Source organism: Pseudomonas sp. GW821-FHT01C01 (assembly GCF_059422645.1).
Genome location: NZ_JBWKXF010000015.1, coordinates 75,351 through 96,045, shown reverse-complemented (window position 1 = coordinate 96,045; position 20,695 = coordinate 75,351). Strand labels below are relative to the sequence as shown.

Sequence of the window (20,695 nt, the reverse complement as noted above, 5' to 3'; positions counted from 1 at the left end):
GGGTTTGAGTACCGGCAATTTATACGGCTTGTCAGTCAAATCACAGCCCCTGTAGGAGCGAGCTTGCTCGCGATGGACTTCAACGATTACGCGACCTTTCTGAATGGACGCGTGGCCCTTGCGTTCATCGCGAGCAAGCTCGCTCCTACAGGGCCGCGGTTTGGGTCGGTGTCAGGCAATAGTGTTCGATCAGTTGCCTTAATAGATGCACCGTAGGCTGCAAACGTGACATTTCGAGGTATTCCCCCGGCTGGTGAGCGCAGGCGATATCACCCGGGCCAAGCACCAGCGTTTCACAGCCAAGGCGCTGAAGATAAGGCGCTTCGGTGCCGAACGCCACTGCTTCGGCGCTATGGCCGGTAAGCTTTTCGGCGAGCCGCACCAGTTCCGCATCCTCGGCCTGCTCAAAGGGCGGCACTTCCGGGAACAGCGGTGCGTAGTCGATCTTGACCTGATGCCGCTCGGCAATCGGGTTGAGCTTCTGCAGGATCTCGGCACGCAAGGCCTTGGGGTCCATGCCGGGCAACGGCCGCAAATCGAATTCCAGCGAACACTGGCCGCAGATACGGTTAGGGTTGTCGCCGCCATGGATACAGCCGAAATTCATCGTCGGGGTCGGCACGCCAAACTGTGGATTGCGGAATTCTCGCTGCCACAACAAGCGCAGGCCGCGCAGTTCACCGATGGCATCGTGCATCGCTTCCAGGGCGCTGTGGCCCAGGCGCGGGTCGGAGGAGTGACCGCTCTGACCGAGGATGTCGATGCGCTCCATCATGATGCCTTTGTGCATGCGGATCGGCTTGAGCCCGGTCGGCTCGCCGATCACCGCCGCGCGACCCAACGGCCGCCCCGCTTCGGCCAGCGCGCGGGCGCCGGACATCGAACTTTCTTCGTCACACGTGGCAAGAATCAGCAACGGCTGTTTGAACGGTTGATCGAGCAGCGGTTTGACCGCTTCGATGGCCAGGGCGAAAAAGCCCTTCATGTCGCAACTGCCCAGACCGATCCAACGTCCGTCGACTTCGGTCAGTTTCAGCGGATCGGTCTGCCACAACGCACCGTCGAACGGTACGGTGTCGCTGTGCCCGGCGAGCACCAGGCCACCGGGACCGGAACCAAAACTGGCCAGCAGGTTGAACTTGCCGGGGCTGACCTGCTGGATCTCGCAGGTAAAACCCAGCTCACCGAGCCACGTCGCCAGCAGGTCGATCACCGGGCGGTTGGTTTGATCGAGACTGGGCTGGGTACAACTGACGGACGGTGCGGCGATCAGCGCAGCGAATTGTTCTTTCATCGACGGCAATGGCATCGCTGACTCCCGGCTCCCGAATTGAAGTCCATCATAGAACCAACCGATGACAGGAATAAACCGTCGCGGCGCGGACTAACCTTGAGTCCTGTACACTGCACGACCTTGGCAGCCACACATTCCCCCGGCTGCGCTCCCGATCCTGGATTTTCCGGCCATGCAGAAAGAAACCGAAATCAAACTCCGCGTCAGCCGCGAAACCCTCGCCGCCCTGCGCGAGCACCCGTTACTGAAAAAACGCAACAAAAGTGGCTGGGAACGCCGTGAGTTGATGAACCAGTACTTCGACACGCCCGAGCGCGACCTGGCCCAGGCCAAAGTCGCCCTGCGCCTGCGCAAGGATGGCGACGAAGTGATTCAGACCCTCAAGACCCGTGGCCAGAGCGTCGCCGGTTTGTCGGTACGTAACGAATACGACTGGAACCTGCCCAAAGCCAAGCTCGACCTGAAGAAACTCGACGGCGAATGCTGGCCCGAGGAACTGGCCACACTTGACAAGAAAACCCTGAAGCCGATCTTCACCACCGACTTCGTCCGCGAACGCGCGGAAATCGCCTGGGGTCGCGGCAAGACCAAAGTGGTCATCGAAGCCGCGCTGGACCTGGGTCACGTCGTGGTCGGCAAACAGAAAGAAGAAATCTGTGAGCTGGAACTGGAACTGCGCGAAGGCGAGCCGGCCGCATTGCTGGAACTGGCCGCCGAGCTGGCCGAGAAACTGGCCCTGATGCCGTGTGACATCAGCAAGGCCGAGCGTGGTTATCGCCTGTACGACGCCCACAGCTATTCGTTGAGCCTGCCGGCGCCGCAGATCACTGCCGAAACGCCGCTGGACGACGCGTTCGCCGCGCTGAGCTGGCATTTGCTGGGCAGCAGCCAGCGTCTGGCCGAACAGTATCGCTTCAACGGTCACTGGCGCCTGTTGCAGGACTGGGTCGAAAACCTCGCGGAAATGCGCGCGCTGATCAGCAGCCTCGGCCAGGCCGCTCCGCGTCAGTCGACCCACGATCTGCGTGTCGCCCTCGATGCCTTGCTGGAAGACTGGCGCCCGCTGGTCCAGGCCGGCCTGGAAGATGAGGACGTGCGCAAAGCCGCACCTGAGCAGTTCCTCGAAGAACTCGAAGACCCGCGCTGGGGCCTGTTCTCCCTGACCACTTCGCGCTGGTTGCTGGCCCGCACCTGGGCTGCCGACCGCAACACCCGTGGCAATCGCCAGGGTGCTGCGCAACTGGGCAGCTGGTTGCCGCGCTTGCTGGGCGAAGAAGCCACTTCGCTGCAATTGCAGCGTTATCAGCAACAGCCGGAAGACCTGGCCGAGCAATTGCCACGCATCGAACGCATCCAGGTCTGGCTGCACCATGCGCGCAACGTGCTGGAGATCCCGGAAATGGATCGCCTGTACGGCGAACTGAACAAACTGGCGCAACTGGCCAACGAATCGATCACCGACGAAGTCCTGGATGCGCGCAAGCAGCAGGCGATTGCGGTGTATCAGAACCGTGCCTGGAAAATGTTGCTGCGCCTGTAATACCGCCTTCGCTGGCAAGCCAGCTCCTACAGAGAATCACCGAAACCTGTAGGAGCGGGCTTGCTCGCGAAGAGGCCCGCACATTCACCACAAAACATCAGACCGGCAAACTGGTAGTCGACTTGATCTCCGACAACGCCACAATCGAATTGACCTCCTGAATCCCCGGCACCATCGACAGTTTCTCGAAGAAGAAACGCTCATAGGCCTCGATGTCCGCCGTGACAATCCGCAGCAAGAAATCCACCGCCCCCATCAGCACATAACACTCCAGCACTTCCGGAAATCCGCGGATCGCCTCGGTGAATTCGGTGAAGTTCGAACGCCCGTGGGCATTGAGTTTCACCTCCGCGAAGATCTGCGTGTTCAGGCCGATTTTCTTGCGGTCGAGCAAGGTCACCTGGCCGCGAATGATGCCCTCCTCTTTCATCCGCTGAATCCGCCGCCAGCATGGCGATTGCGAAAGGCCCACCTGCTCGGCGATCTGTGCGCTGGAGAGCGAAGCGTCCTCTTGCAGCAAGGCGAGGATCTTGCGGTCGTAGTTGTCCAGTTCGCTCTGCATAAAAAAACCCTTGATCGATCTACAAGTGAATTGATTAATTCTACATTTCTGCAATTTTGCCAATCATAGAGAAGAAATACCCGGCACAGGATGTAAACATTTCTCCAGTGATTTTGGAGCCAGAGCATGCCGTATCTTGAAGCCGTGAACACCCCGTCCACCCGCGCCGATGTCTGGAACGTCAGCAACGCCCACTGCCGGGTTCGCTATCAAATGCTGGCCGAGGCAGAACCGGACCTGCTGTGTCGCGCCCTCAATCTGTTCGCCTTGCAATTGCTCACGCCGGAACAGGTCAACGTGCAACGCCATGAAGACTGGCTGACCCTCGAGATCGTCATCGACGGTTTGAGCTGGCACCGCGCGCAAGTGATTGCGGAAAAACTTCGTAACCTGATCAGCGTCTGCTCTGTGGAGCTGCAAGAAGCTGATTCTGCGTGGGCCGAAGCGGCTCAAGCGGCGGGCTGAAAAATCCCGAAACGGCTTCGTCGGGTAGTGGCCCAACAGTCAGCCGGGCCACGGCTATCCTTTGCGGACTGTCGTTCAATAGGAGCCCGCATGTCCGCACAACTCGCCCTTCAGGACCGCTGGCTGGATCTCAATGATGTGCTGCGCGAACTGGTCGCCCAGGGCTTTCTCAGCCAGGATTCGGCCGAACACGCGCTCAATGCCCGGCGCCGCAACGCCGCCCATGGCCAGATGCATCCGCTGGAGTTCATCGCCAGTCAACAGCTGGACGATCTCAGCCGTCCCGGCAAACAGCTCGACCTCGAAAGCCTGACCCTGTGGCTGTCCCGGCAGGCCGGCCAGCCTTACCTGCGCATCGATCCGCTGAAAATCAACGTCGCGGCCGTGACACCACTGATGTCCTATGCCTTCGCCCAGCGCCACAAAATCCTCGCGGTATCGATCGACCGCGATGCGGTGACCGTGGCCAGCGCCCAGCCCTATGTCAGCGGCTGGGAGGCCGACCTGACCCATGTGCTCAAGTTGCCGGTCAAGCGTGTGGTGGCCAACCCGGTGGACATCCAGCGCTTCAGCGTCGAATTCTTCCGCCTGGCCAAGTCGGTCACCGGGGCGAACAGCGCCGACCCGCAGGTCAGTACCCTCGGCAATTTCGAACAGTTGCTCAACCTCGGCGCCAGCGACCAGGAGCCGGACGCCAACGACGCACACATCGTCAACATCGTCGACTGGTTGTTCCAGTACGCGTTCCAGCAACGCGCCAGCGACATCCACATCGAACCCCGGCGCGAGCAAGGCACAGTGCGCTTTCGCATCGACGGCGTGCTGCACAACGTCTATCAATTCCCGCCTCAGGTCACCATGGCCATCGTCAGCCGCCTGAAGACCCTGGGGCGCATGAACGTCGCGGAAAAACGCAAACCCCAGGACGGCCGGGTGAAAACCAAGACCCCGGACGGCGGTGAAGTCGAATTGCGTTTGTCGACACTGCCAACAGCCTTCGGCGAAAAAATGGTCATGCGGATCTTCGACCCGGAAGTCCTGCTCAAGGACTTCGACCAGCTCGGGTTTTCCGTCGACGACCTGCGCCGCTGGCAAGACATGACCCGCCAGCCCCACGGCATCATCCTCGTCACCGGGCCGACGGGTTCGGGCAAGACCACCACCCTCTACACCACCCTGAAAAAACTGGCGACGCCGGAGGTCAACCTCTGCACCATCGAAGACCCGATTGAAATGGTCGAGCCGGCGTTCAACCAGATGCAGGTCCAGCACAACATCGACCTGACCTTCGCCGCCGGCGTGCGCGCGCTGATGCGGCAGGACCCGGACATCATCATGATCGGCGAGATCCGCGACCTCGAAACCGCGGAGATGGCGATCCAGGCTGCGCTCACCGGGCACCTGGTGCTGTCGACCCTGCACACCAACGATGCGCCCAGCGCCATCAGTCGCCTGCTGGAGCTCGGCGTGCCGCACTACCTGATCAAGGCCACGTTGCTCGGCGTCATGGCCCAGCGCCTGGTGCGAACCCTGTGCCCGCACTGCAAGGCGCCGCTGACGCTGGGCGAAGACGACTGGCAAACCCTGACCCGACCCTGGCAAGCACCCTTGCCGGGCAATGCCCAGCGCGCCATGGGTTGCCTGGAATGCCGCGACACCGGTTATCACGGTCGCGCCGGAGTCTACGAAATCATGCAACTGAGCGATGGCATCAAAGCGTTGATCAGTCCCGACACCGATCTGCTGGCCGTGCGGCGTCAGGCATTCAAGGAAGGCATGCGCAGCCTGCGGCTGTCCGGGGCGCAAAAAGTCGCCGCCGGGCTGACGACCATCGAGGAGGTTCTGCGAGTGACACCCCAGAGCGAGCAGAACTGAGCCCGGCTGTTTTTATCCGGCACCGCTACACTCCAGCGAATGCAACTCCAAAGATCCACACATCAACAAGGAATCGTTATGCAGATCGGTAGCGTGCTTTTGCTTTTTGTCGGCTTGGTGGTCGCCATTCTGTTCATGGGTTTCAAGGTCGTGCCCCAGGGCTTCGAATGGACCGTCGAGCGTTTCGGGCGCTACACCAACACGCTCAAGCCTGGACTGAACGTCATCATTCCGGTCATGGACCGCATCGGGCGCAAGATGAATGTGATGGAAAGCGTGCTGGATATTCCGCCGCAGGAAGTCATCACCGCCGACAACGCCACGGTGCAAATCGACGCCGTGTGTTTCTTCCAGGTGGTCAACACGGCCCAGGCTGCCTACGAGGTCAACAACCTCGAGCATGCCATCCGCAACCTGCTGCAAACCAACATCCGTACGGTACTCGGCTCGATGGAACTCGACGCCATGCTCAGCCAGCGTGACGGGATCAACGAAAAACTGCTGCGTACCGTCGATGAAGCCACCGCGCCGTGGGGCATCAAGATCACCCGGATCGAGATCAAGGACATCAGCCCACCCGCCGACCTGATGGCGGCGATGTCGGGGCAGATGAAAGCCGAACGGATCAAACGTGCACAGATCCTCGAGGCCGAAGGCCTGCGCGCCGCGGCGATCCTGACCGCCGAAGGCAAGAAGCAGGCGCAGATCCTCGAAGCCGAGGGCAGTCGCCAGGCCGCCTTCCTGGAAGCCGAAGCCCGCGAGCGGCAAGCCGCGGCAGAAGCCCAGGCCACCAAAGTGGTGTCCGAAGCCATCGCCAGTGGCAACGTGCAAGCGGTCAATTACTTCGTGGCGCAGAAATACATCGATGCGCTGGGCAACTTGGCTTCGGCCAACAACAGCAAAGTGATCCTGATGCCGCTGGAGGCCAGCTCGATGATCGGCGCGGTGGGCGGCATTGGCGAAATCGTCAAGGCCACTTTCGATAACAAGAAAGCCTGAGGCGCGCCATGTGGGCATTTTTTCAGCATCTTTCGTTCTGGGACTGGTTGGCGCTGGGCACGGTGCTGTTGATTCTTGAAGTGTTCGGCGCCGGTGGCTATCTGTTGTGGATCGGCATGGCGGCGGCAGCCGTGGGTGTCCTGACCTTCCTCCAGCCAGACCTGTCCTGGGAGTGGCAGTTTCTGTTGTTTGGCCTGCTGGCGATTGCCACCGCGTTGTACTGGTGGCGGCGTCAGCGCACGGCAACGCGTCCGAGCGATCAGCCACACCTGAATCTGCGCGGCCAGGATCTGATCGGCAAAACCTTCGTGGTGCATGAAGCGATTGTCGACGGTCGCGGCAAAATCAAGGTGGCCGACGGCGTGTGGATGGCCCGCGGACCGGACGCCGTCATTGGCAGCCGCGTGCGGGTGGTCGGCCAACAAGGCGCGATCCTGCTGGTCGAAGCCGCTGAATAGGCGGTCATGGAACTCGATTGGGGGTTGGCAATCCAACCGCGTAGTTAACCCAGTGGAGTCACCCTTTCATGCGTTTCAAACTTGCTGTCGCTACCGTCGCCCTGTTGTCTTTGCCTGTCGGTTCGGCGATGGCCGATACTTTTTGGCGTAACATTCTTACGTCCGGCGCAACCACCGGTTCGAGCTATCTGACGTCCCGAGATCACAAGCTGATCGTTGCCGCCCAGGACGACGCCAGCAGCTTCGTCGCCAGTGACGGCAGTATCCGCGGTCCGTACCTGGAAGCGGCCATGCAGAAAGTCCGCGCCGACAACCCGGGCCTGCAAGCCACGGACATGGAACTGGCGAATGCAATCCTGGCGAAGAATGCAGTGGCTTCGGAATAACAATCGCGAACGCCAAAATGCCGCTCACTTGAGCGGCATTTTTTTGCCCCGCGGACACAAATCCCATGTTCACTGAACCCTCTGTGGGAGCGGGCTTGCTCGCGAAAGCGGTGTGTCATTCAGCATAAATCTGGCTGACTCGACGCCTTCGCGAGCAAGCCCGCTCCCACATGGGTTATGCGCTGCCTGGGAGGTCAGCGGTAGTCGTCGACCGGCACACACGCACAAAACAGGTTCCGGTCCCCGTACACATTGTCCACCCGGTTCACCACCGGCCAGTATTTGTGAGCCTTGGTGTGCGCGTCCGGCGTGACCGCTTGCACGATGCTGTACGGCCGCTCCCACACGCCGGTGATATCGGCCAACGTATGCGGCGCACCTTTCAACGGGTTTTCTTCAGCCGGCCAATTACCGTTTTGCACCTCGTTGATTTCCGCGCGGATACTCAGCATCGCCCCGATGAACCGGTCCAGTTCCGCCTTCGATTCACTTTCGGTCGGTTCGACCATCAGCGTCCCCGGCACGGGAAACGACATGGTCGGGGCATGGAAGCCGTAGTCCATCAGGCGCTTGGCCACGTCCTCCTCGGTAATGCCGGTCAACGCCTTGAGCGGTCGCAGGTCGAGGATGCATTCGTGCGCCACCCGCTCGTTGCGCCCGGTATAGAGCACCGGGAAGGCGCCGGACAAATGCCGCGCCAGGTAATTCGCAGAGAGGATCGCCACTTCGCTGGCGTCCGCCAGTTGCGGCCCCATCATCGCGATGTACATCCAGCTGATCGGCAAAATACTTGCGCTACCCCAGGGCGCCGCGCTGACGGCGCCATTTTGCGGATCCGGCCCGTCAATCGGCACCACCGGATGGTTGGCCACGAACGGTGCCAGATGCGCCCGTACCCCGATCGGCCCCATGCCCGGACCACCGCCACCATGGGGAATGCAGAAGGTCTTGTGCAGGTTCATGTGCGAGACATCGGCGCCAATATCGGCCGGCCGCGCCAGCCCGACCTGGGCGTTGAGGTTGGCGCCATCCATGTACACCTGGCCGCCGTGCTGGTGGATCACTTCACAGATTTCGCTGATGCCTTCCTCATACACCCCGTGGGTCGAAGGGTATGTCGCCATCAGGCAGGCGAGTTTGTCGGCGGCCTGCGCGGCTTTTTCCTTGAGGTCATCCAGGTCGACGTTTCCCGCCTCGTCACACTCGACGATCACCACACGCATCCCGGCCATTTGCGCCGACGCGGGATTGGTGCCGTGAGCCGACGAAGGAATCAGGCAAATATCGCGGCCGCCCTGTTGCCGGCTCTCATGGTATTTGCGGATCGCCAGCAATCCGGCGTACTCGCCCTGGGCACCGGAATTGGGTTGCATACAGATCGCGTCGAAACCGGTAATCGCGCACAACCAGCGCTCAAGTTCTTCGATCATCAGCCCATAACCGGCGGCCTGTTCCTTGGGTACGAACGGGTGCAGGTTGGCGAACTGGGGCCAGGTAATCGGGATCATCTCGCTGGTGGCGTTGAGCTTCATTGTGCAGGAGCCAAGCGGGATCATCGATTGATTGAGCGCCAGGTCCTTGTTTTCCAGTTGCTTGAGGTAGCGCAGCATCTCGGTTTCGCTGTGATGGGCGCTGAACACGGGATGGCGCAGATAAGGCGATGTTCGCGCCAGCCCTTCGGGAATTCCGCCAGGCAAGACTTCGGCATCCAAATCCTCGATGCTGAGCCCGTGATCGGCCCCCAGAAACACATCGAACAGCTTCGCCACGGTAGTTTCGTCGCAGGCTTCGTCGAGGCTCAAGCCCAGTTGGCCGCGTCCGAGAATGCGCAGGTTGACCTGTGCGGCCCGGGCACTTTCGATGATGGCGGTCTGGGTTCCACCGACTTCCAGGGTCAGGGTGTCGAAGAAGTGCCGGTTGACCCGGGTGATACCGTTGCGCTCAAGCCCGGCGGCAAGGATGCAGGTCAGCCGATGAACCCGCTGGGCGATCCGCTTGAGCCCTTCCGGGCCGTGGTAGACCGCATAGAAACTGGCGATATTGGCCAGCAGCACCTGGGCCGTGCAGATGTTGGAGTTAGCCTTCTCCCGGCGGATGTGTTGCTCGCGGGTTTGCAGGGCCATGCGCAGGGCGGTGTTGCCCCGCGCGTCTTTCGAAACACCGATGATCCGCCCGGGAATCGCTCGCTTGTATTCATCGCGGCTGGCAAAAAATGCCGCGTGAGGCCCGCCGTAGCCCATGGGCACGCCAAATCGCTGGGACGAGCCGAACACCACATCAGCGCCCAGTTCACCCGGCGGGGTCAGCAACAGCAGACTCAGCAAATCCGTGGCGACACAGGCCAGGGCCTGTTGCGCGTGCAGGTGATCGATCAACGGCCGCAGGTCGTGGATTTCGCCGTGGGTGTCGGGGTACTGCAGCAGTGCGCCGAACACCTGGTGCTGCTTCAGGTTATCCACAGCGTCGACGATCAGCTCGAAGCCGAAACCTTCAGCGCGGGTCTGCACCACGGAAATGGTTTGCGGGTGGCAGTTTTCATCGACAAAGAACAGGTTGCTTTTGGACTTGGCGACCCGCTTGGCCAGGGCCATGGCTTCCGCCGCGGCGGTGGCTTCATCGAGCAGCGAGGCATTGGCAAGTTCCAGGCCGGTCAGGTCGATGGTCAATTGCTGGAAGTTCAGCAGCGCTTCGAGCCGCCCTTGGGCGATCTCCGGTTGATAGGGTGTGTACGCGGTGTACCAACCGGGATTTTCCAGCACGTTACGCAAAATGACGGCCGGTGTGAGGGTGCCGTGGTAGCCCATGCCGATCAGGCTGGTCCAGACCTGGTTCTGCTCGGCATAACCACGCAGCTTGGCCAGCGCGGCCTCTTCATCGAGTGCCGGGGGCAGGTCCAGCGCCCGGTTGAGGCGAATGCCCGGTGGCACGGTTTGCTCGATCAATTCGACCCGGCTGCCGAGGCCGAGGCTGTCGAGCATCGCCTGTTGCTCGGCGGCATCGGGTCCGAGGTGGCGGCGAAGAAAGGCATTGGGATCGCGTAACTGGCTCAGGGACGGCAACTGGGACATGACGGGCTCTCTCTTGACTGGCGCTCAGCGTCGATGCAACACGGTCAAACCAGCATAGCAGTCGATATCCGCGTGGATGACGTGGCGCAGTCGACCAATCCGGATCATCATGTCCGGCGCCAACCTAATGTCCGCTGATCGGGTGACTGTATCTATGAGCCAACTGCCTTTCCTGCCGTTTTCCAAACCCACCATCGATGAAGCCACGATCGCCGCCGTCGGCGACGTATTGCGCTCGGGCTGGATTACCAGCGGCCCAAAGGTCCAGGCCTTCGAAGCGCAACTCTCGGAGTATTTTGGCGGGCGCCCGGTGCGCACCTTCAATTCCGGCACCTGCACCATGGAAATTGCCTTGCGTATTGCCGGGGTCGGGCCGGGCGACGAAGTGATCACCACGCCGATTTCCTGGGTGGCCACCGCCAACGTCATCCTGGAAGTCGGCGCCACCCCGGTGTTCGCCGACATCGACCCGGTGACGCGCAATATCGATCTGGATCAACTGGAAGCGGCGATCACTCCGCGCACCAAGGCCATCATTCCGGTGTACCTCGCCGGATTGCCCGTGGACATGACGCGTCTGTACGCACTGGCGAAGAAGCACAACCTGCGGATTGTCGAAGATGCGGCCCAGGCATTGGGCTCCAGCTGGAACGGCCAGCGCATTGGTTCGACGGGGGATTTCGTGTCCTTCAGTTTCCAGGCGAATAAAAACGTTACCTCATCCGAGGGCGGTTGCCTGGTGCTGAATACGCCCGAAGAAGTACGACTGGCGGAGAAATACCGGCTGCAGGGCGTTACCCGCAACGGCTTCGATGGCCTGGACGTCGACGTGCTGGGTGGCAAATTCAACATGACCGACGTCGCGGCGGCCATTGGCCTTGGGCAATTTGCTCATATCGAAACCATCACCGCTCATCGCCGTGACCTCGCCCGGCATTATTTCGCCTGCTTTGGCGAGGATTTCGAAGCGCAGTACGGGGCGCAACTGCCTCCGGCGGATTTCACCCAAAGCAACTGGCACTTGTTCCAGCTGGTATTACCGGAACGCACGGATGGCAAACCGGCGCGGGCGACTTTCATGGAGCAGATGCAGGCACTGGGTGTCGGGATCGGTTATCACTACCCGCCGATTCACCTGTTGAGCCTTTACCGCGAACGCGGTTTCAAGGAGGGCATGTTCCCGGTCGCTGAACGGGTCGGTCGGCTGATTGTCTCGCTGCCGATGTTCACGGCGATGAGCAAAGCAGATGTCGAGCGTTCGGTGGCGGCCGTGAAAGCGGTTCTGAAACCTTGAACAACCCTTGTAGGAGCCGGCTTGCCGGCGATGGCGATTTCGAGGACGCCATCGCCAGCAAGCTGGCTCCTACAGGGGCGAGGATTACTCGCCGATGGCAGTCTTGTAGCCGGCGGCATCCAGCAGTTTTTCCAGATCGGCGGTGTTGCTTGGCTTGAGTTTGAAGATCCATGCGCCGTACGGATCGGAGTTGAGCAGCTCAGGCTCACCGCTCAGCGCTTCATTGACCGCAATCACTTCACCGCTGATCGGTGCATAAATGTCGGAAGCGGCTTTAACCGATTCAACGACACCCGATTGATCACCGGCAGCAAAAACGTTGCCGACTTCAGTCAGCTCAACAAACACCACATCACCCAGCGCTTCCTGCGCGTGATCGCTGATGCCCACGGTGACGGTGCCATCGGCTTCCAGACGTGCCCATTCGTGACTTTCGGCAAAACGCAGGTCGGCAGGGATATCGCTCATGTTCTGTGTCCTCAGGAAAATAGTCGGCGGGCATTCCCGCCAGAAAAGATTAGATCAAGGTTTTGCCGTGGCGTACGAAGGTCGGTTTGACCACCCTAACCGGGTACCACTTGCCACGGATTTCCACTTCAGCGCGGTCGGCAGTTGCCATCGGCACGCGCGCCAGTGCAATCGACTTGCTTAGCGTAGGAGAGAAACTACCACTGGTGATCTCCCCTTCGCCAACATCGGCGATGCGGACCACCTGATGAGCGCGCAAAACCCCGCGCTCCTCAAGGACCAGACCGACCAGTTTGTGCTGTACGCCGGCCGCCTTCTCGGTCTCCAGCGCCTTGCGCCCGATGAACTGCCGGGTGGCAGGTTCCCAGGCAATGCTCCAGGCCATATTAGAGGCCAACGGTGAAATATCCTGCTGGATGTCCTGACCGTAAAGATTCATACCGGCTTCGACCCGCAAGGTATCCCGCGCGCCAAGGCCGATGGGAGAAATCCCGGCACCGACCAGATCGTTGAAAAAGCCTGGCGCCTGATCGGCCGGCAGAATGATTTCCAGGCCGTCTTCGCCGGTATAACCGGTGCGCGCGATGAACCAGTCACCGTCGGGCAAGCCTTCGAAAGGCTTGAGGAGCTGGATCAGGTTGCTGCGGGACTGGGTGACCAGTTCGGCAATTTTTTGCCGGGCCTGAGGGCCCTGGATAGCCAGCATCGCCAACTCGGACCGCTCGCTGAGTTGCACGTCGAAACCGTCGAGACGGGCTTGCATCCAGGCCATGTCCTGATCGCGGGTGGAGGCATTGACCACCAGCCGATAACCCTCATCGAGGCGGTAGACGATCATGTCGTCGACGATCCCGCCCTGCTCGTTGAGCATGGCGCTGTACAACGCACGGCCAGGGCTGTGCAGGCGTTCGACGTCATTGGCCAGCAAATGCTGAAGCCAGGCTTTGGCCTGGGAGCCACAGACGTCGATTACGGTCATGTGGGACACATCAAAGACACCGCAATCGCGGCGCACCTGGTGGTGTTCCTCGACCTGCGATCCATAATGCAGAGGCATGTCCCAACCGCCAAAATCGACCATCTTCGCGCCGAGTGCGAGATGAAGGTCATACAGAGGCGTACGCTGTCCCATGGGTTTCTCCTTCCGGGCGTGGCGAAGGTGCGGACAAGCGCTGCACGGACTGAATGCCTTGAAACAAAGGGCCTTTAGCCGATTTCAGCCACCTGGTCTGTCAGACGGACCGCACCGAATGCCGCGCATTGTAGCCGCAAGGTGTAGGACTGACACCTAGCTGTTTCGATGTGCCGAGCGCCGGATCAATCCGATGACCGGCAACAGCCCGACCAGCACCAGGGTCAATGCCGGCAAAGACGCCCTCGCCCATTCGCCTTCGCTGGTCATTTCAAAGATCCGCACCGCCAGTGTGTCCCAGCCAAACGGGCGCATCAGCAGGGTCGCGGGCATTTCCTTGAGCACGTCGACAAACACCAGCAGCGCAGCGCTCAAGGTGCCGGGCAACAACAATGGTAGATACACTTTGAAAAACAGTCGTGGCCCACTGACGCCCAGGCTACGTGCCGCTTCGGGCAAAGATGGCCGTATACGCGCCAGACTGTTTTCCAGTGGCCCGTAGGCCACCGCAATGAAGCGCACCAGATACGCCAGCAACAACGCCGCCAGACTACCGAGCAGTAGCGGTTTGCCCGCGCCTCCGAGCCAGCTCGAGAGCGGGATGACCAGTTCACGATCCAGGTAACTGAACGCCAGCATGATCGACACCGCCAGTACCGAGCCCGGCAAGGCGTAACCCAGGTTGGCCAGACTGACCCCGGAACGAATGACACGGGTGGGCGCCAGTCGTCGGGCAAACGCCAGTAACAAGGCGACGCTGACGGTGATCAACGCCGCCATCGCCCCCAGGTACAAGGTATGGGCGATCAGCCCGGCGTAACGCTCGTCGAGATCGAAGCGCCCACGCTGCCAGAACCACGCCATCAGTTGCAGCATTGGAATGACAAAGGCGCAGGCAAACACCAGCCCGCACCATGTCATGGCTGCCAGCGCCTTGACGCCTCGCAGGTGATACAGCGCCTTGACCCGTGGTCGCTCGTTGCTCGCCCGGTTGGCCCCGCGAGCACGCCGTTCGCCGTACAGCACGAGTATCACCACCAGCAGCAACAGGCTGGCCAGTTGCGCGGCGGAGGACAGGCTGAAAAAACCGTACCAGGTCTTGTAGATGGCCGTGGTGAAGGTATCGAAGTTGAACACCGACACAGCGCCGAAATCTGCCAGGGTTTCCATCAGCGCCAATGCCACGCCCGCACCAATGGCTGGCCGCGCCATGGGCAGCGCTACCCGCCAGAACGCTTGCCAGGGCGATTGGCCAAGGACCCGCGCCGCTTCCATCAGGCCTTTGCCCTGGGCAAGAAAGGCCGTTCGGGCCAACAGGTACACATAGGGATAGAAAACCAGCACCAGCACCAGAATCACCCCGCCCGTGGAGCGCACGCGCGGCAGTCGCAGACCACTACCGAACCACTCGCGCAGCAGGGTTTGCACAGGCCCGGCGAAATCCAGCAGGCCGACAAACACGAACGCCAGCACATAAGCTGGAATCGCGAAGGGCAGCATCAATGCCCAGTCCAGCCAGCGCCTGCCGGGGAAATCACAGAGGCTGGTCAACCAGGCGAGGCTGACCCCCAGCAGGGTGACGCCCACACCGACACCGAGTACCAGCGTCAGCGTGTTGCCCAGCAGGCGTGGCATCTGCGTACCCCACAGGTGGGACCAGATTTGAGCGTCGATGGTTTGCCAGGAAAGCAGCAGGACACTCAGGGGCAACAGGACCAGCGCAGCGATGGCGAAGACGACTGGATACCAGCGGCGTTGGGCGGGGTGGGCCAAGGAAAAGCTCTCTTACGGATGGGGTAGACACAACTGCGCACTCCCCTTTTTAGAGGTTGTGGCACCCAACAAATACTGGGGAGTGCATATTTTGTAGGAGCTGGCTTGCCAGCGAAGGCGGCCGAATGATCGGTGCACTGCTCAAGAACGCCTTCGCTGGCAAGCCAGCTCCTACAGGATCAACACGCGGGGCGCACAAACAAAACGCCCCGCATAGGCGGGGCGCAGCAAAACGGCTGACTCAGTTCCAGCCAGCCCTGTCCATCATGCGGATCGCTTCCGCCTGGCGCTTGCCGGCAATTTCCACCGGCAAGGTATCGGCAATGAATTTGCCCCAGGCCGCCACTTCCTCAGAAGGCGCTACCGTCGGGTTGGCCGGGAACTCCTGGTTCACGTCGGCAAAGATTTTCTGCGCTTCAGGCGTGGTCATCCACTCGACAAGGGCCTTGGCCGCTTCCGGGTGCGGCGCGTGTTGGGTCAGGCCGATACCCGACAGGTTGACGTGTACACCACGGTCAGCCTGGTTCGGCCAGAACAATTTCACCGGCAGGTCTGGCTTCTGCTTGTGCAGGCGGCCGTAGTAGTAGGTGTTGACGATACCGACGTCGCACTGGCCGGCATTGATCGCTTCCAGCACTGCGGTGTCGTCGGAGAACACGTCAGTGGACAGGTTCTTGACCCAGCCCTTGAGGATTTCCTCGGTCTTGTCGGCGCCGTGCACTTCGATCATGGTCGCGGTCAGGGACTGGTTATAGACCTTCTTTGCCGTGCGCAGGCACAGGCGGCCTTCCCACTGCTTGTCGGCCAGCGCTTCGTAGGTGGTCAACTCACCTGGCTTCACCCGATCAGTGGAGTAGGCGATGGTCCGCGCCCGCAGGCTCAGGCCGGTCCAGGCATGAGAGGCTGCCCGGTATTGCAGCGGAATGTTGGCGTCGATGGTTTTCGAGGTGAATGGCTGGAGGATGCCCATCTGCTCGGCTTGCCAGAGGTTGCCGGCATCGACGGTGAGCAGCAGGTCGGCCGGCGTATTCGCGCCCTCGGCCTTGAGCCGCTGCATCAGTGGCGCTTCCTTGTCGGTGATGAACTTCACCTTCACGCCGGTCCTGGCGGTGTAGGCATCGAATACTGGCTTGATCAGTTCGTCGATACGCGAGGAGTAGACCACCACCTCGTCAGCAGCCTGGGCGGCGGTGCTGCCGATCAGGGTCAGGGCCAGTGCAGTCAGTAGACGCTTCGGTGCCAACATGGGAGCGGTCTCTCGATTGAAAAATGAGGGCAAATGATAAGGACTCACATTTAGCTTCTCAATCGAACCCGTTCGCGGAGGAGTTACCAGATGTTGCGCCGCCTGGAGTTTTTGGTGCTTGTGCTGACGCCTTCGCGGGCAAGCCCGCTCCTACAGGGATCATCAGTAATGCATTAACACCGAAGCTACTGTGGGAGCGGGCTTGCCCGCGAAGAGGCCAGTAGCCTCATGCAGAAATCAGGGCTTGGCGAGTGCCGGCAATTCCCCGGTCAGCCCCAGCGCTTCACGCACGAACAACGCCTTGGCCTCGGGCATTTTCTCGACCATTTTCAACCCGGTGTTACGCAACCAGCGCACCGGCAACGGATCCGCCTGGAATAACCGCTCGAAGCCTTCCATCGCCGCCATCAACGCCAGGTTGTGGGGCATGCGCCGACGCTCGTAACGGCTGAGGACTTTCACATCGGCCAGGCGTTCGCCACGGGTTGCCGCTTGCAGCAACACTTCGGCCAGTACGGCGGCATCCAGGAATCCGAGATTCACACCCTGCCCGGCCAACGGGTGAATGGTGTGGGCGGCGTCGCCGATCAATGCCAGACCTTCAGCCACATATCGTTTGGCATGCCGCTGGCGCAGGGGCACACACAGGCGCGGGTCGGCGCTCAGCACTTCGCCGAGCCGACCTTCAAAGGCCCGCTCCAGCTCCTTGCAGAAGCCTTGTTCATCCATCGCCATGAGACGTTCGGCTTCGCCGGGCGTGGTTGACCAGACGATCGAACACCAATCCTGTTGTCCGTCGCGCTCAAGTGGCAGAAACGCCAACGGACCATTGTCGGTAAAGCGTTGCCAGGCCGTCATCTGATGCGGTTTGGCACAACGCACGCTGGTGACGATGGCATGGTGCAGATAATCCCATTCGCGGGTGGCGACCCCGGCCAGGCGTCGCACCGCCGAGTTGGCGCCATCCGCCGCGATCACCAGCGGTGCACGCAAGGTTCGGCCATCGGCCAGGGTCAGCAGCCAGTCATCACCGGAGCGGCGCATCTGTTCAAGCCGCGCATTGGCCAGCATTCCCAGGTCGCAGTCGTGCAAGCGGTCAAGCAAGGCATCCTGGACCACGCGGTTCTCGACGATATGCCCCAGCACTTCGGCATGCACGCTGGCCGCCGAGAAGTGGATTTGCCCGGTGCCGCTGCCATCCCAGACCTGCATGTCGGTGTAGGGGCTGCTGCGCCGCCTGGTGATGCCATCCCAGACGCCGAGGCGTTCGAGAATCCGCTGGCTGGCAGCCGACAAGGCGCTCACGCGCGGTTCAAACGCGGCCTGAGCGTTGAAGGGTTTGACACTCATGGGGCTGCCGTCCAGCAGCAGGACTTCCAGCCCGCTGTCCTGCAACGCCAGCGCCAGGGCGCTGCCGACCATTCCGGCCCCGACAATCAGCAGATCTGCACGCATTTCCATGCTTTAAGCCTGTCTCTCTTGCGGCTTGAGCCGCACGTAAAGGGTTTTCCCGACCCGCGCCAAGGTGGCCGGCGCCGTCATGAATGTCGACCTGCAATTGCCGCAGGTATTTTTATCAATCGCGCCTTGCCGAACCGGCGGATCAACCGGTTACGCATCCGGTCGCGTCCCCAGCCCCATCGCCTGCCGGGCAAACCAGCGTTTGGCCGGTGGCAACAGATCGAGCCCGAGCAAGCCGATGTTGCGCCCCAGGGACACCAGCGGCTGGGTACTGCCGAACAGGCGCGTGACCTGATCGGAGAAGCCCACGGTGAGGTTTTGATCGAGACGCTGGCGTTCGCGGTAGGCTTGCAACGTAGCGAAGTCGCCCAAGGGCTTTTCGCTGGCGAGCAAGGCATCGGCCAGGGCCTGGGCATCGCGCAGGGACAGGTTGAACCCTTGGCCCGCGATCGGATGCAGGCTGTGTGCCGCGTTGCCAAGGACCGCCAGATGCGGACGTACCTGTTCTTCGGCCTCGACCAGCATCAGCGGATACAGATGCCGTGCACCCACCTGTTTCAAGGTGCCGAGGCGATAACCGAACACACCCTGCAACTCGCTGAGGAAGCTGCGCTCATCGAGGGCCGCCAGGCGTTGCGCGTCCATGCCCAGGCGGGTCCAGACCAGCGCACAGCGGTTCTCCGGCAGCGGCAGCAGCGCCATCGGGCCTTCGTCGGTGAACCGTTCGAAGGCCATGCCGTTGTGAGATTCACTTGGGGTGATGTTGGCGATCAGCGCGCTCTGGTTGTACGGACGCTTGCGGATGCCGATCCCCAGTTGCTCACGCAGGCCGGAACGACCGCCATCGGCGAGTACCGCGAGGTCGCATTCCAGGGTGGTTTCATCATTGAGGGTCAGGCGATAGCCATCGGTCAGCGGCTCCATACGGGTGACTTCCGCCGGGCAGCGCCAACTGATCACGTCCTTGTCCAGGCCTTGCCACAGGCATTGGCCGAGCCAAGCGTTTTCAACGACATAACCCAACGCAGGAACACCCTCTTCCATCGCCGACAATCGGGCGGTGGAGAAGCGCCCACGGTCGGAAACATGAATCTGCTTGATCGGCTCGGCGCGGCGGGAGACTTCCTGCCAGATGCCTAGCCGTTGATAAATCTGCCGCGAGCCAAAGGACAACGCCGAAGAGCGGGCATCGTAACTCGGTTGCCAGGTGTCGCCAGGGGCGAACGGCTCGATCAATACGATCTTCCAGCCTCGAGCCTTGGCTCCGGCCTGCAAGGCCAGCGCCAGGCTTGCACCCACGAGGCCGCCACCGATGATTGCCAGATTGACTCGACTCATGCTGCTTGTGTCCGCGCGGCGGCCATCAGGGCCTCGATCTCGGCGACGGTTTTCGGCACGCCACCCGTCAATATTTCACAGCCGGTTTTGGTGACCACTACGTCGTCCTCGATGCGCACGCCAATGCCGCGCCATTTCTTCGCCACGTTCTGGTTGTCCGGGGCGATGTAAATCCCCGGCTCCACGGTCAGCGCCATGCCGACCTCCAGCACGCGCCACTCGCCGCCGACCTTGTACTCGCCGACGTCATGCACATCCATGCCCAGCCAGTGACCGGCGCGGTGCATGTAAAACGCTTTGTAGGCTTCGCTGGTGATCAGTTCGTCAACGTCGCCCTGGAGCAGCCCGAGCTTGACCAGACCGGTCGTTATGACCCGGACCGTCGCTTCGTGCGCCTGGTTCCAGTTTTTGTTCGGGGCGATTTCGGCAAAGGCGGCTTCCTGGGATGCCAGCACCAATTCGTAAATCGCCTTCTGTTCCGCTGAATACTTGCCGCTGACCGGAAAGGTCCGGGTGATATCGCTGGCGTAGCAGTCGATCTCGCAACCGGCGTCGATCAACACCAGGTCACCGTCCTTGAGCGCCGCGTCATTCTGCTGGTAATGCAGGATGCAGCTGTTGCGACCCGCCGCGACGATCGACCCGTAGGCCGGCATCTTCGCCCCACCCTTGCGGAACTCGTAATCGAGCTCGGCTTCCAGGCTGAATTCGTGCAACCCGGCGCGACAGGCTTGCATCGCCCGCACGTGTGCCTGGGCGGAAATCCGCGCTGCCTCGCGCATCACTTTCACTTCTGCCGCCGATTTATACAGGCGCATGTCGTGAAGCAGATGATCCAGGGCAACGAATTCGTTCGGCGGCTGGGCACCGAGGTTGGCCTTGGAGCGGATCACGTTGATCCAGTCCATCAGGTGGCGGTCGAATTCGGGATTGCTGCCCATGGCCGAGTACACCCGGTCACGGCCTTCGATCAAGCCCGGCAGGATGTCGTCGATATCGGTGATCGGAAACGCGTCGTCGGCACCGAAATCGCGGATCGCGCCTTCCTGCCCCGCACGCAAGCCATCCCACAACTCGCGCTCGGCGTTGCGTTCACGGCAGAACAGAATGTATTCGCCATGCACCCGCCCCGGTATCAACACCAACACCGCCTGAGGCTCGGGAAAACCGCTGAGGTACTGGAAGTCGCTGTCCTGACGGTAAACGTGCTCGACGTCGCGGTTACGAATGGCCACCGCGGCGGCGGGCAGGATGGCGATGCTGTTGGGTTCCATCTGCGCCATCAGGGCCTTGCGGCGACGGCTGTATTCCGATTTCGGGATGTGGATCATGGGCA

At 61.3% G+C, this 20,695-nt stretch carries 17 protein-coding genes; 7 read left to right on the top strand and 10 right to left on the bottom strand.

Annotation, left to right across the window (positions count from 1 at the left end; genetic code table 11):
- Window positions 1-145: 145 nt before the first annotated feature.
- Window positions 146-1,309, bottom strand: coding sequence for an acetylornithine deacetylase (gene argE / locus AC07XF_RS12635; protein WP_495026741.1), 1,164 nt, complete (start codon window positions 1,307-1,309; stop codon window positions 146-148).
- Between the two features lie 157 nt (window positions 1,310-1,466).
- Between argE and AC07XF_RS12630 the strand changes: the two genes are divergently transcribed.
- Window positions 1,467-2,834: a CYTH domain-containing protein gene (locus tag AC07XF_RS12630; protein ID WP_310056006.1), complete on the top strand. Its 1,368-nt coding sequence runs from the start codon at window positions 1,467-1,469 to the stop codon at window positions 2,832-2,834.
- 97 nt (window positions 2,835-2,931) lie between these two features.
- On the opposite strand, the gene AC07XF_RS12625 is transcribed toward AC07XF_RS12630, so the two are convergent.
- Window positions 2,932-3,396, bottom strand: coding sequence for an Lrp/AsnC family transcriptional regulator (locus AC07XF_RS12625; protein WP_495026740.1), 465 nt, complete (start codon window positions 3,394-3,396; stop codon window positions 2,932-2,934).
- 126 nt (window positions 3,397-3,522) lie between these two features.
- Here AC07XF_RS12625 and AC07XF_RS12620 point away from each other — a divergent pair, with 126 nt between their 5' ends.
- The 5 genes from AC07XF_RS12620 to AC07XF_RS12600 all read left to right on the top strand — a co-directional run bounded on the left by AC07XF_RS12620 (window position 3,523) and on the right by AC07XF_RS12600 (window position 7,579).
- Window positions 3,523-3,861, top strand: a complete 339-nt coding sequence (locus AC07XF_RS12620) for an ACT-like domain-containing protein (protein ID WP_495026739.1) — start codon at window positions 3,523-3,525, stop codon at window positions 3,859-3,861.
- Window positions 3,862-3,951: 90 nt separating this feature from the next.
- On the top strand, window positions 3,952-5,736 hold the full coding sequence (gene tfpB / locus AC07XF_RS12615) for a type IV pilus assembly ATPase TfpB (RefSeq protein ID WP_495026738.1): 1,785 nt from the start codon (window positions 3,952-3,954) through the stop codon (window positions 5,734-5,736).
- 78 nt (window positions 5,737-5,814) lie between these two features.
- Window positions 5,815-6,735, top strand: coding sequence for an SPFH domain-containing protein (locus AC07XF_RS12610; RefSeq protein ID WP_495026737.1), 921 nt, complete (start codon window positions 5,815-5,817; stop codon window positions 6,733-6,735).
- Between the two features lie 8 nt (window positions 6,736-6,743).
- Entirely contained in the window at window positions 6,744-7,193 is a 450-nt protein-coding gene (locus AC07XF_RS12605; protein WP_495026736.1) for an NfeD family protein, read from the top strand.
- A 68-nt stretch (window positions 7,194-7,261) separates the two neighbouring features.
- Entirely contained in the window at window positions 7,262-7,579 is a 318-nt protein-coding gene (locus tag AC07XF_RS12600) for a DUF2388 domain-containing protein (RefSeq protein WP_495026735.1), read from the top strand.
- A gap of 194 nt (window positions 7,580-7,773) precedes the next feature.
- On the opposite strand, the gene gcvP is transcribed toward AC07XF_RS12600, so the two are convergent.
- A complete protein-coding gene (gene gcvP / locus AC07XF_RS12595) occupies window positions 7,774-10,647 on the bottom strand; it encodes an aminomethyl-transferring glycine dehydrogenase (protein ID WP_495026734.1) in 2,874 nt (957 codons plus the stop codon).
- A 154-nt stretch (window positions 10,648-10,801) separates the two neighbouring features.
- Here gcvP and AC07XF_RS12590 point away from each other — a divergent pair, with 154 nt between their 5' ends.
- The gene (locus AC07XF_RS12590; protein ID WP_495026733.1) at window positions 10,802-11,941 is read left to right on the top strand and encodes a DegT/DnrJ/EryC1/StrS family aminotransferase; all 1,140 of its coding nucleotides are present in this window, start codon (window positions 10,802-10,804) and stop codon (window positions 11,939-11,941) included.
- Between the two features lie 84 nt (window positions 11,942-12,025).
- Here the strand turns inward: AC07XF_RS12590 and gcvH are convergent, their stop codons facing one another.
- From gcvH to pepP, 7 genes are all read right to left on the bottom strand, one after another.
- Complete coding sequence (gene gcvH / locus AC07XF_RS12585) at window positions 12,026-12,409, bottom strand: glycine cleavage system protein GcvH (RefSeq protein ID WP_495026732.1); 384 nt, start codon at window positions 12,407-12,409, stop codon at window positions 12,026-12,028.
- A 49-nt stretch (window positions 12,410-12,458) separates the two neighbouring features.
- The gene (gene gcvT / locus AC07XF_RS12580) at window positions 12,459-13,541 is read right to left on the bottom strand and encodes a glycine cleavage system aminomethyltransferase GcvT (RefSeq protein WP_495026731.1); all 1,083 of its coding nucleotides are present in this window, start codon (window positions 13,539-13,541) and stop codon (window positions 12,459-12,461) included.
- Window positions 13,542-13,697: 156 nt separating this feature from the next.
- Window positions 13,698-15,314 carry an ABC transporter permease gene (locus tag AC07XF_RS12575; protein ID WP_495026730.1) on the bottom strand — a complete coding sequence of 539 codons (1,617 nt, stop codon included), beginning with the start codon at window positions 15,312-15,314 and terminating at the stop codon, window positions 13,698-13,700.
- A gap of 241 nt (window positions 15,315-15,555) precedes the next feature.
- Window positions 15,556-16,560, bottom strand: a complete 1,005-nt coding sequence (locus tag AC07XF_RS12570) for an extracellular solute-binding protein (protein WP_495026729.1) — start codon at window positions 16,558-16,560, stop codon at window positions 15,556-15,558.
- 237 nt (window positions 16,561-16,797) lie between these two features.
- Window positions 16,798-18,015, bottom strand: coding sequence for a 2-octaprenyl-3-methyl-6-methoxy-1,4-benzoquinol hydroxylase (locus AC07XF_RS12565; protein WP_495026747.1), 1,218 nt, complete (start codon window positions 18,013-18,015; stop codon window positions 16,798-16,800).
- A 156-nt stretch (window positions 18,016-18,171) separates the two neighbouring features.
- Entirely contained in the window at window positions 18,172-19,359 is a 1,188-nt protein-coding gene (ubiH, locus tag AC07XF_RS12560) for a 2-octaprenyl-6-methoxyphenyl hydroxylase (RefSeq protein ID WP_495026728.1), read from the bottom strand.
- A complete protein-coding gene (gene pepP, locus AC07XF_RS12555) occupies window positions 19,356-20,690 on the bottom strand; it encodes a Xaa-Pro aminopeptidase (protein WP_495026727.1) in 1,335 nt (444 codons plus the stop codon). The genes ubiH and pepP overlap by 4 nt, the downstream gene beginning before the upstream one ends.
- Window positions 20,691-20,695 lie beyond the last annotated feature (5 nt).

Excerpts from the sequence above, each read along its gene's own strand:
- argE (WP_495026741.1), bottom strand. The coding sequence starts at position 1,309 with ATGCCATTGCCGTCGATGAAAGAACAATTCGCTGCGCTGATCGCCGCA.
- AC07XF_RS12630 (WP_310056006.1), top strand. The coding sequence starts at position 1,467 with ATGCAGAAAGAAACCGAAATCAAACTCCGCGTCAGCCGCGAAACCCTC.
- AC07XF_RS12625 (WP_495026740.1), bottom strand. The coding sequence starts at position 3,396 with ATGCAGAGCGAACTGGACAACTACGACCGCAAGATCCTCGCCTTGCTG.
- AC07XF_RS12620 (WP_495026739.1), top strand. The coding sequence starts at position 3,523 with ATGCCGTATCTTGAAGCCGTGAACACCCCGTCCACCCGCGCCGATGTC.
- tfpB (WP_495026738.1), top strand. The coding sequence starts at position 3,952 with ATGTCCGCACAACTCGCCCTTCAGGACCGCTGGCTGGATCTCAATGAT.
- AC07XF_RS12610 (WP_495026737.1), top strand. The coding sequence starts at position 5,815 with ATGCAGATCGGTAGCGTGCTTTTGCTTTTTGTCGGCTTGGTGGTCGCC.
- AC07XF_RS12605 (WP_495026736.1), top strand. The coding sequence starts at position 6,744 with ATGTGGGCATTTTTTCAGCATCTTTCGTTCTGGGACTGGTTGGCGCTG.
- AC07XF_RS12600 (WP_495026735.1), top strand. The coding sequence starts at position 7,262 with ATGCGTTTCAAACTTGCTGTCGCTACCGTCGCCCTGTTGTCTTTGCCT.
- gcvP (WP_495026734.1), bottom strand. The coding sequence starts at position 10,647 with ATGTCCCAGTTGCCGTCCCTGAGCCAGTTACGCGATCCCAATGCCTTT.
- AC07XF_RS12590 (WP_495026733.1), top strand. The coding sequence starts at position 10,802 with ATGAGCCAACTGCCTTTCCTGCCGTTTTCCAAACCCACCATCGATGAA.
- gcvH (WP_495026732.1), bottom strand. The coding sequence starts at position 12,409 with ATGAGCGATATCCCTGCCGACCTGCGTTTTGCCGAAAGTCACGAATGG.
- gcvT (WP_495026731.1), bottom strand. The coding sequence starts at position 13,541 with ATGGGACAGCGTACGCCTCTGTATGACCTTCATCTCGCACTCGGCGCG.
- AC07XF_RS12570 (WP_495026729.1), bottom strand. The coding sequence starts at position 16,560 with ATGTTGGCACCGAAGCGTCTACTGACTGCACTGGCCCTGACCCTGATC.
- AC07XF_RS12565 (WP_495026747.1), bottom strand. The coding sequence starts at position 18,015 with ATGCGTGCAGATCTGCTGATTGTCGGGGCCGGAATGGTCGGCAGCGCC.
- ubiH (WP_495026728.1), bottom strand. The coding sequence starts at position 19,359 with ATGAGTCGAGTCAATCTGGCAATCATCGGTGGCGGCCTCGTGGGTGCA.
- pepP (WP_495026727.1), bottom strand. The coding sequence starts at position 20,690 with ATGATCCACATCCCGAAATCGGAATACAGCCGTCGCCGCAAGGCCCTG.